Source organism: Streptomyces sp. NPDC037242 (assembly GCF_055604165.1).
This window is the reverse complement of the sequence record NZ_JBVJUY010000032.1, coordinates 93,256-102,843: the sequence shown is the minus strand read 5'-3', so window position 1 is coordinate 102,843 and position 9,588 is coordinate 93,256. Positions and strand designations below refer to the sequence as shown.

The window sequence follows — 9,588 nt, the reverse complement described above, 5'->3', positions numbered from 1 at the left end:
CCCCCCCCCCCCCCCCCCCCCCCCCCCCCCCCCCCCCCCCCCCCCCCCCCCCCCCCCCCCCCCCCCCCCCCCCCCCCCCCCCCCCCCCCCGCGTCATGGGGACGCCCGACTACCAGGCGACGGGCAGTCGTTCCGGCAGCCGCTTGATGAAGCCGGTGCGCCATACGAGGTTCTCCGCGGGCACCGCGAGCCGCAGCTCGGGCAGCCGCTCGACCAGCACCTCCAGCGCGATCTCGGCGTGCGCCCGGCCCAGCGCGGACGCCGGGCAGAAGTGCCGGCCGGCGCCGAAGGCCAGGTTGGCGTTGGAGCCCTCGCGCTCCAGGTCCAGCTCGTCCGGGTTCTCGAAGGCCTCCGGGTCGAAGTTGGCGCCCTCCAGGAGGACGAGGACCAGCTCGCCCTCCTTCACCAGCACGTCCCCGACCTGGACGTCCGCCATCGCGATGCGCGGCAGGCCGTCACCGACCGACAGGTTCCAGCGCAGCAGCTCGTCGACCGCCTTGCCCATGCGCTCCGGGTGCTTGCGCAGGTACCCGATCAGCTCGGGCTTCTGGAGCAGCGCCAGGACCGCGAGGGTGAGGAAGGCCGAGGTGGAGACCGCGCCGGCGCCGAAGAGGGAGACGGCGACGGTCGCGAACATGTCGTCGGTCAGGTGCGCCGACTCCGGGTCCGCCTCCTTCAGCTCGGCGAACTTGCCGAGGAGCCCCGTACGCTCCTCGGCGGGCAGCGCGAGCTGCGCCCTCAGCCGGTCCTCGAAGTAGCCGACGTCCTTGTACCAGTTGAGCGCCGAGTCGGCGAACGGCTCGCGCGCGGTCATGAACGCGACGTCCAGCCCCGACATCAGGCGCCGCCAGTCCTCGAACGGCACCCCCAGCACCTGGCAGTGCATGGCCGCCGAGAAGGGGTCGGCGAACCCCGCCCGGAGGTCTGCAGGACCGCCCTCGGCGACCAGCTGGTCGATGAGCTCCCCGGCCTTGGCGCGCAGCCAGTCCTGGAGCCCCTTCTGGCGCGGGTTGAGCGCCTTCATGACCGCGTTGCGCAGGCCGGCGCTGTTGATGTTGCCCATGTTGTTGACGACCTCGGGCGGGATCGTCAGCGCGTACTGGCGGGGGACCCCGGCGTTCGCCGTGTCCTTGAGGCTGAAGCGCTCGTCCTCCAGCACCTGCTTGGCCAGCGCGTAGCTGCTCACCAGCCAGGCCGGGTCCCCGGTGAGGGTGCGGACCTTGGCGACGGGTGCCTTCTCGCGCAGCCAGGTGCACTCCTCGGGGAGCACGTCACCGCGCCGCGAGAGCGGGAAGTCGAGGAGCGGCTGCTCCTGGATCTCCCGGCCCTCAAGCTGCTCGACGCTCATCGACGTTCCTTTCGGTTGGTGCGTGGTTCGTGGTGGGTACGGCGGCCGCGGCCTCGGCCGGTTCGGGCCGGACGACGGCGTACGCCTGGTTCCGGGTCGCGCGCAGGCCCCCGCCCCGCGCGAACAGGACATCGGTCATCGGCATCTTGACGTGGTAGGCCGCCACCGAGGACGGCACGTCGAGAATGCTCGGGGTGTCCACGAAGAACGGCAGCTCGGCTGCCATGTAATCGAAACAGACCTGCAACTGGCTGTCCGTGATGGATTCACCTTCCGGCAACTTGGAGCCGACAAAGTGGAGGGCCATTTCCTCGCAGCCCTTGCGGAATTCGTCGTCGTTCTCCAGGAAATGCAGCACGCGCCGGTGCAGTAGTTGGTACACGGGGTTCGCCTGGAACTCCGAAAGTGCCCTCACTCGGATCTCGGCGTGCGAGGTCCCTGATTCCTCCACGCCCTTGAGAATCCTTCGCCGGACCGCCTTGATTTCCTTGGTCGCGCGCTTCTCGGCGTGTTCCCGGGTGTAGCCGAAAGCGGCGAACATCCGGTCGACGTGAAGGTCTGCGTAGACGAAGTCGACCTGCGCGAAGCGGGTCGTGGCCCATCGGGCGAGGCTGGTGATGCGCTCGGAACTGAAGTAGCTGTTTCCAGGACTGACTCCGATGAGCACATGGTCGCCGTCTTCCCAGATATGGCGGCAGGTGCGGGTGAAGGGCAGAACTTCGAATGATGCGTCGGCTGTGATCGTCACCTGTGTGATCGCCCTTGTTGCCGCTTGTCCCTGGGAGCCCTGCGCTCCTGGTGTGGCGGCAATGTCGGTACGTTATGCCGTGGCCCCGGAGCGTGACAAGTGGGGGTCTCATTTGTTGGCTGGAATTATCGCTTCCGCATTACGGAAGGGTAATCGAATTTCTATCTGCCGCTCGAACGGGACCCGCGGGACGGACGGGGGCGTGAGGCCGCTACCCTGAGCCGGTCAACAAGCACCAAGAAGGGGTGGACCCAGTGGCGGACATCGAGAGCGCACGGGCGACGTTCGGCAAGTTCGACGCGGACGGCGACGGCTTCATCACGGCCGACGAGTACAGCGCGGCCATGAAGGCCATGGGTGACGCCTTCGTCACCGGCGCGGTCGCGGACGCCGTCATAGCCGCCAAGGACACCGACGGCGACAAGCTCCTCAGCTTCGACGAGTTCTGGGCCTCCCTCAACAAGTAGGCCCCGCACCGAACAGGCCCCGCCCCCGCCCGCCTGCCGCAGCGGGGGCGCGTCAGGCCATGCGCGTCAGCCCATGTCCTCGACCTCGCCGAGGGCCTCCTCCAGCCAGGCCAGCCAGAAGCTCTCCAGGGCGATCCCGCCGTGCAGCACGAGCCGGCGCAGCCGGTCCTCGACGGCGTCCCGCCCCGGGGGGAAGTCCTTCGCCTCGATGGCCTCGTACTTCGCCAGCTGGTCCCGGTGCAGCTCCAGGTGCCGGCGCAGCTCGGCGCCCAGCCCCTGCGGCCCCACCACGCCCGCCGCGCGGATCCGCAGCAGCAGCGGGTCGCGCATCGGCTTCGGGTCCTGGCTCTCGCCGACCCACCGGGCCAGCTCCGCGCTGCCGTCGGGGAGGACCTCGTACTCCTTCTTCTGTCCCCGTACGGGCACCTCGCTCGGCAGCGCGCGGATCAGCCCGGCCTCCTCCAGCCGGCCGAGCTCGCGGTAGATCTGCTGGTGCGTGGCCGACCAGAAGTACGCGATCGACTTGTCGAACCGCCGGGTCAGCTCCAGCCCCGACGAGGGCTTCTCCAGCAGGGCGGTGAGGATGGCGTGCGGCAGCGACATGCGGCCATCCTAGGTTTGCGGCGCCCGCGTCACCGCAAGGCCGCGAGGGCCTCCGGCGTGCGGGGGCCCGGGACCTGCGGGGGCAGGAGGCCGTGGGCGCGCAGGAAGGCCGTCACCGCCGGGGACCAGGCCTGGCGCAGGCCCGCCGAGGCCAGCAGGGCCGGGTCCGACAGGAGGGTCGCGGCCGGGCCGAAGCGGATGCCCGACGGGGTCAGGACCGCCGCGTCGTCGGCCCAGCGGACCGCCAGGTCCACGTCGTGCGTGGCCATGACCACCGTGGTGCCCTGCGCACGCAGGCCCGCCAGGGCGTCCAGCAGCCGCTCCTGCCCGTCCGGGTCGAGGCCCGCCGTCGGCTCGTCCAGGATCAGCACGCGCGGCGCCATAGCCACCGCGCCCGCGATGGCCGCGCGCTTGCGCTGCCCGTACGAGAGCAGGTGCGTCGGGCGGTCCCGCAGGGCCGTGATGTCCAGGGCCGCCAGCGCCGAGTCCACGCGGGACCGTACCTCCTGCGGCGCCAGGCCCATGTTCATCGGGCCGAAGGACACGTCCTGCTCCACCGAGGCGGCGAAGAGCTGGTCGTCCGGGTCCTGGACCACCAGCTGGACCGCCGTGCGCAGGCGCGTCAGCCCCTTGCGGTCGTGGCCGACCTCCGCGCCGTCGAGCCGCAGCTCGCCCGTACCCGGCCGCAGGCCCCCGCTCAGCAGCCGCATCAGCGTGGTCTTCCCGCTGCCGTTGCGGCCCAGCAGCACCAGCGCCCGTCCCTGCGCGATGGCGAAGTCCACGCCGGACAGGACGGCCGGGCCGTCCTCGTACGCGTAGCCCGCGCCCACCAGTTCCACCAACGGCCTCACAGGTAAAGCCCCTTCAGCAGGAGAGTCAGGGTGATCAGTGCGGCCAGCAGGGCCGCGGTCCCCGCCAGGAACCGCCACGACAGCGCCGCCTCCGGTACGAGGACCCGCAGCGCGCCGTCGTAGCCGCGCCCGGCCAGCCCCACCTGGAGCCGGGCCGCGCGGTCGAAGGCCCGTACGAACGAGGTCGCGGCGAGCCCCGCCAGGGAGCGCCACACCGCGGCCCGGCCGGTGTGCCCGAGCCGGGCCGCCTGGGCCCGGCGGACCTGGGCCATCGAGTCCAGCAGCAGGAACCCGATCCGGTACATGACCAGGGCCACGTCCACCACCGGGGCCGGCACCCCCGCCCGCACCAGCCGCGGCAGCACGTCCGAGACCGGGGTGGTGAAGGCGAACAGCAGCACGCCGAGCGAGGCGGCCGAGGTGCGCAGCAGCAGCTCCGCCGCATGGCGCGGCCCGTCGGGGGCGAGCGAGAGCGGCCCGGCCGGACCGCCGACGGCGAACAGCAGCGGCAGCGCGCCGGTGAAGCAGAAGCCGAGCGGGATCCGGAAGGCACGCCACAGCTGCCGTCCGCCCACCCCGGCGGGGCCGAGCAGCAGGGCGAGGGTCGCCGCGCCGACCAACGGCCCGCCGGGCCAGGGCGGGAGGGACACGGCGGTGACCGTCAGTCCGAGGCCGAGCAGCGCCTTCTCCAGCGGATGGCGGCGGCGCCAGCGGCTGCTGTGGGCCGCTACGTCGATGGGCAGCACCGCCTAGGACTCCGGGGCGGCTTCGGCGGCGGCCTCGCGCGCGGCGGCCGCACCCTGGCGGCGGCCCTTGCGCACGCCGAAGTAGTACGCGAGCACGCCCGCTCCGAGGGCGGCCTGCAACGCGAACAGCGCCGACTCGACCTCCCCGGACGGGGGTTCGTACAGGGGGGAGAACCACGGCTCGTAGTCCGGCTTGAGCTGGGTGATGGCCGCTTCCGCCTGCGCGTCGGCGCCCGTGAACGGCTCCTCCTTGCCCTCGCCCAGCCCCAGCGCGATCGGGAGCACGGCGAGCGCCGCCACCAGGAGCAGCAGCAGAGCGTTGACCTTCGTGTTCTTGCTCATCTTGATGCCCATCAGGCCGCCGCTCCCTGCTGCTTGTCCCCGGTGAGCTTCGCGACGCCCAGGCGGACCAGGTCCGACTTGCTGGACTGCACGAGCAGCCGCATCACGAGGACGGTCAGCAGGCCCTCGCTCACCGCGAGCGGGATCTGGGTGACCGCGAAGATCCCGCCGAACTTCGCGAGCGCACCGGCAAAGCCCGTACCCGGGTCCGGGAAGGCCAGCGCCAACTGCACGCTGGTGACGCAGTAGGTGACCAGGTCGGCGAAGAAGGCGCCGAAGAAGACGGTCACCATCAGGGGGAGGTCGAAGCGGCGCAGCAGCCGGTAGACCCCGTAGCCCGCCCAAGGGCCTGCGATGGCCATGGAGAAGACGTTGGCGCCGAGCGTGGTCAGCCCGCCGTGCGCCAGCAGCAGCGCCTGGAACAGCAGGGTGATCGTGCCGAGCACGGCCATGATCGGCGGCCGGAACAGGATCGCTCCGAGCCCGGTCCCGGTGGGGTGCGAGCAACTGCCCGTCACCGAAGGGATCTTCAGGGCGGAAAGGACGAACGTGAACGCTCCGGACGCGCCGAGCAGCAGCGTGCTCTCGGGGTTGGCCTTCACCTCACGGGTGAGGGCCCGGACACCGTGTACGACGAAGGGAGCGGACGCGGCGCCCCAGGCGACCGCGTGCAAAGGGGGCAGGAACCCCTCGGCTATATGCATGAGTAGGGAGACCTCTCCAGCACCTCGTGGATGGACAACGCACCCCGGCCGGTCTCCTGGCTCACGGGTGGTGATGCCCTGTCTCCGCCTTCCCGGGCGGCGCGGAACCTCCCGCACAGCCCAGTGGCTTTCCCGCAGGAGTGGAGCCGGACTTCCCGTTCACAGTGGCGAGGGCCGCGCCGGTTTCCCACCGGCTTCCCGAACACCAAGGCCCGCTGACCCTAGTCGCCCGGACGGACCGGTAACAACTTGCACCGATTCGTACGGCCGCGGTCCGGTGGCGGGCCCGCGCGGCCCCGGGGAGGGTGGGGGAGTGGCCTCTGACTTCGACTACTCGGACCTGACCGCCGTCTACGTGAACTGCACGCTCAAACGCTCGCCCGAGACCAGCAACACCGAGGGCCTGATCGACAGGAGCCGCGCCGTCATGGCGGCGGCCGGCGTCCGGACCTCGCTGATCCGCGCCGTGGACCACGACATCGCCACCGGTGTCTGGCCGGACATGACCGAGCACGGCTGGGAGAGCGACCAGTGGCCGGTCCTGTACAGCCAGATCATGGACGCCGACATCCTCGTGCTCTGCGGCCCGATCTGGCTCGGCGACAACAGCTCCGTGATGAAGCAGGTGATCGAGCGGCTCTACGCCTGCTCCTCGATCCTGAACGAGCGGGGCCAGTACGCGTACTACGGGCGCGTCGGCGGGGCGCTGATCACCGGGAACGAGGACGGCGTCAAGCACTGCGCCATGAACATCCTCTACAGCCTCCAGCACCTCGGCTACGCGATCCCCCCGCAGGGCGACGCCGGCTGGATCGGCGAGGCCGGGCCCGGACCCTCGTACCTCGACCCCGGATCGGGCGGCCCGGAGAACGACTTCACCAACCGCAACACCGCCTTCATGTCGTGGAACCTGATGCACCTGGCCGCCCTCCTCAAGCGGGCCGGCGGCATGCCGGCGCACGGCAACCAGCGCTCCGAGTGGGACGCCGGCTGCCGCTTCGACTTCCCCAACCCCGAGCACCGCTGAGCCGCCCGGGGCGCGCGGCGGCGCCCCGGGCACCGGGCGCTCAGCACACGGAGGGATGCGGGAAGTCGACGACGAGCCGCTCCGGCGAGTGCAGGACCGAGGTGGTGTAGGTGGGCTTGGTGTCGAAGGCGGCACCGAAGGTGACGTACCCCTCGAAGTCGCCGGTCAGGGCGATCCCCTTGAGCTTGCTCAGGTAGATCTTCTGGAGCTCGGGGCCCTGGTAGACGTTGTTCCCCGCGTCGTCGTGACCGGCGGCGGGGTGCAGGCGGATCGACAGGAAGTGGTTCCCGGCCAGCGGTACGGGCTTGCCGGACCCGTCGTAGACCAGCTCGGGTACGGCCTCGACCGTGACCGGGGGCACGTACCCCTGGAGGTCGATGACGAGCCGGTCGTAGGTGCAGTGCCCGCCCCAGCGGGCGTTGACGACGAGCGGGGTCTGGGTGCGGGTGGCGGCGGAGGCCGGTGCGGCCAGGCCGATGCCCGCGGTGAGCAGGGCGCCCGTGATCAGGGCGGTGACCTGGCGGCGACGTAGGCGGTTCATGGCGTCCCTCCGAATCTCCTCAGACGGGACAAACGGGTGTCACTCATGAGGACACCGCCGCGGCGCCCCCGGTTCCAGGCCCCGCCGCCCCGCCGCCCCGCCGACCTGCCGGCCCTCAGCGCAGCAGCAGGGCGCTCAGCTCGGCGTCGAGGTCGTAGTGGCGCTGCTCGTGCCCGCGCGGCACCAGCTGCGTCATCCGCCGGCACAGCTCCCGCACGTCCTTGGCCCGGGCGGACACCACGCAGCTCTGCGCGCCGTTGCTGAAGGCGAGGAAGATCCGCGGCTCGCTGCCCTCCCAGCGCGGCCAGACCTGGATGTCGCCCTCGCCGGTGGCGCAGACCTGCCCGTCGAGCAGCAGCTCCCGGGAGAACACCCAGCGCGCCAGATGCGTCCCGGCGCCCTCGAAGTCGAGGGTGACCTCGTAGGGCCGCTCGGAGCGGTACGCGAACACGCCCCGCAGCGGGACGGATACGGGAGTGGCCTCCAGCCGGAGCGGCAGGACGCGGTGTTCGGTGCAGGACATGCGGCCCGCCTCTCTCTCGGCGTGGGGGATTTCCCGCCCACTCGGGCAAGTTAGCCCACGCCCCGGCGGCGCCCCCGTGCCAAAGGTCCCGTGAGGGCGGGTCCCTCGACCTTTTTCCGCCAGGACGGCGGGGGCGCACGGGGGCGGACGGGTGCACGGCGCCCGGCCCGGCACCGGAAACGAGGAGGGGCCCGGCGCGGACGCCGGGCCCCTCCTCGTCAGTCGTGGCGGATCAGCACTCGATGACGTTGACCGCGAGGCCGCCGCGGGCGGTCTCCTTGTACTTGACCTTCATGTCGGCGCCGGTCTCCTTCATGGTCTTGATGACCTTGTCGAGGGAGACCTTGTGGGTGCCGTCGCCGCGCATCGCCATCTTGGCCGCCGTGACGGCCTTGACCGCCGCCATGCCGTTGCGCTCGATGCACGGGATCTGCACCAGGCCGCCGACGGGGTCGCAGGTCAGGCCGAGGTTGTGCTCCATACCGATCTCGGCCGCGTTCTCGACCTGCTCCGGGGTGCCGCCCAGGACCTCGGCGAGGGCGCCGGCCGCCATGGAGCAGGCCGAGCCGACCTCGCCCTGGCAGCCGACCTCGGCGCCGGAGATCGAGGCGTTCTCCTTGAAGAGCATGCCGATCGCGCCCGCCGCGAGGAGGAAGCGGACCACGCCGTCCTCGTCCGCGCCCGGCACGAAGTTGACGTAGTAGTGCAGGACGGCCGGCAGGACGCCCGCCGCGCCGTTCGTGGGCGCGGTGACGACGCGGCCGCCCGCCGCGTTCTCCTCGTTGACCGCCATCGCGTAGATCGTCGTCCACTCGCTGCGGTGCATCATCGGGTCGCCCTCGGTGCGCAGCTGGCGCGCCGTCGAGGCGGCCCGGCGCTTGACCCGCAGGCCGCCCGGGAGGATGCCCTCGCGGGACATGCCGCGCGAGACGCAGGACTGCATGACGCGCCAGATCTCCAGGAGGCCCTCGCGGATCTCCTCCTCGGTGCGCCAGGCCTTCTCGTTCTCCAGCATCAGGGAGGAGATCGACAGGCCGGTCTCGTTCGCCAGGCGGAGCATCTCGTCGCCGGAGCGGAAGGGGTACTTCAGCTCGGTGTCGTCCAGCTTGATCCGGTCCTCGCCGACCGCGTCCTCGTCCACGACGAACCCGCCGCCGACCGAGTAGTACGTCTTCTCCAGCAGCGGGGCGCCGGCCTCGTCGTACGCGAAGAGGGTCATGCCGTTCGCGTGGTACGGCAGGGACCGGCGGCGGTGCAGGATCAGCTGGTTCGGCTCGTCGAAGGCGATCTCGTGCACATCGCCTATCTCGGCGCCGAGCAGGCGCAGGCGGCCGCTCTGGCGGATCCGCTCGACCTCGGCGTCGGCCGTCTCCACGTTCACGGTGCGGGGGGAGTGGCCCTCCAGGCCCAGCAGGACCGCCTTGGGGGTGCCGTGGCCGTGGCCGGTCGCGCCGAGGGAGCCGAAGAGCTCAGCGCGCACGGAGGCGGTCTGCGCAAGGACACCGTCCTTCTTCAGGCGGGTCACGAACATGCGTGCCGCCCGCATCGGACCGACCGTGTGGGAGGAGGACGGACCGATGCCGATGGAGAAGAGATCGAAGACGGAGATGGCCACTGGCGGACTCCCTTGTCTGCTCGTGGGGTGGGAGGGGGCAGGAGAAGCGGGGTGGGTGATCTGCGGATTTTGT

General features: G+C 71.5%; 12 protein-coding genes and 1 riboswitch. Of the genes, 2 read left to right on the top strand and 10 right to left on the bottom strand.

The window, feature by feature from the left end; all coding sequences use genetic code 11:
- Nucleotides 1-109: 109 nt before the first annotated feature.
- Complete coding sequence (locus ACZ7GJ_RS30480; RefSeq protein ID WP_470756122.1) at nt 110-1,348, bottom strand: cytochrome P450; 1,239 nt, start codon at nt 1,346-1,348, stop codon at nt 110-112.
- Entirely contained in the window at nt 1,329-2,096 is a 768-nt protein-coding gene (locus ACZ7GJ_RS30475; protein ID WP_470756121.1) for a tRNA-dependent cyclodipeptide synthase, read from the bottom strand. The genes ACZ7GJ_RS30480 and ACZ7GJ_RS30475 overlap by 20 nt, the downstream gene beginning before the upstream one ends.
- Nucleotides 2,097-2,350: 254 nt before the next feature.
- Between ACZ7GJ_RS30475 and ACZ7GJ_RS30470 the strand changes: the two genes are divergently transcribed.
- Nucleotides 2,351-2,563, top strand: coding sequence for an EF-hand domain-containing protein (locus ACZ7GJ_RS30470; protein ID WP_365927318.1), 213 nt, complete (start codon nt 2,351-2,353; stop codon nt 2,561-2,563).
- Nucleotides 2,564-2,629: 66 nt separating this feature from the next.
- Here the strand turns inward: ACZ7GJ_RS30470 and ACZ7GJ_RS30465 are convergent, their stop codons facing one another.
- Genes ACZ7GJ_RS30465 through ACZ7GJ_RS30445 form a run of 5 tightly spaced genes read right to left on the bottom strand, consistent with a single transcriptional unit; the run spans nt 2,630 to nt 5,809 of the window.
- Entirely contained in the window at nt 2,630-3,166 is a 537-nt protein-coding gene (locus tag ACZ7GJ_RS30465; protein WP_470756120.1) for a PadR family transcriptional regulator, read from the bottom strand.
- Between the two features lie 29 nt (nt 3,167-3,195).
- Nucleotides 3,196-4,017 carry an ATP-binding cassette domain-containing protein gene (locus tag ACZ7GJ_RS30460; protein ID WP_470756119.1) on the bottom strand — a complete coding sequence of 274 codons (822 nt, stop codon included), beginning with the start codon at nt 4,015-4,017 and terminating at the stop codon, nt 3,196-3,198.
- Entirely contained in the window at nt 4,014-4,763 is a 750-nt protein-coding gene (gene cbiQ, locus ACZ7GJ_RS30455; protein WP_470756118.1) for a cobalt ECF transporter T component CbiQ, read from the bottom strand. The genes ACZ7GJ_RS30460 and cbiQ overlap by 4 nt, the downstream gene beginning before the upstream one ends.
- 3 nt (nt 4,764-4,766) lie before the next feature.
- Nucleotides 4,767-5,117: an energy-coupling factor ABC transporter substrate-binding protein gene (locus tag ACZ7GJ_RS30450; RefSeq protein WP_470756117.1), complete on the bottom strand. Its 351-nt coding sequence runs from the start codon at nt 5,115-5,117 to the stop codon at nt 4,767-4,769.
- Complete coding sequence (locus ACZ7GJ_RS30445) at nt 5,117-5,809, bottom strand: energy-coupling factor ABC transporter permease (RefSeq protein ID WP_470756116.1); 693 nt, start codon at nt 5,807-5,809, stop codon at nt 5,117-5,119. Before ACZ7GJ_RS30445 ends, ACZ7GJ_RS30450 begins: the two co-directional genes overlap by 1 nt.
- A gap of 29 nt (nt 5,810-5,838) precedes the next feature.
- A riboswitch (cobalamin riboswitch) is annotated at nt 5,839-6,034 on the bottom strand.
- 88 nt (nt 6,035-6,122) lie between these two features.
- Here ACZ7GJ_RS30445 and ACZ7GJ_RS30440 point away from each other — a divergent pair.
- Entirely contained in the window at nt 6,123-6,836 is a 714-nt protein-coding gene (locus ACZ7GJ_RS30440; RefSeq protein ID WP_470756115.1) for a flavodoxin family protein, read from the top strand.
- Nucleotides 6,837-6,876: 40 nt separating this feature from the next.
- Here ACZ7GJ_RS30440 and ACZ7GJ_RS30435 read toward each other — a convergent pair whose 3' ends face one another.
- The 3 genes from ACZ7GJ_RS30435 to ACZ7GJ_RS30425 all read right to left on the bottom strand — a co-directional run bounded on the left by ACZ7GJ_RS30435 (nt 6,877) and on the right by ACZ7GJ_RS30425 (nt 9,515).
- Nucleotides 6,877-7,377, bottom strand: a complete 501-nt coding sequence (locus ACZ7GJ_RS30435) for an AMIN-like domain-containing (lipo)protein (protein ID WP_470756114.1) — start codon at nt 7,375-7,377, stop codon at nt 6,877-6,879.
- 115 nt (nt 7,378-7,492) lie between these two features.
- The gene (locus tag ACZ7GJ_RS30430; protein ID WP_470756113.1) at nt 7,493-7,900 is read right to left on the bottom strand and encodes an SsgA family sporulation/cell division regulator; all 408 of its coding nucleotides are present in this window, start codon (nt 7,898-7,900) and stop codon (nt 7,493-7,495) included.
- Nucleotides 7,901-8,132: 232 nt separating this feature from the next.
- Nucleotides 8,133-9,515, bottom strand: a complete 1,383-nt coding sequence (locus ACZ7GJ_RS30425; protein WP_470756112.1) for an L-serine ammonia-lyase — start codon at nt 9,513-9,515, stop codon at nt 8,133-8,135.
- Between the last annotated feature and the right edge of the window lie 73 nt (nt 9,516-9,588).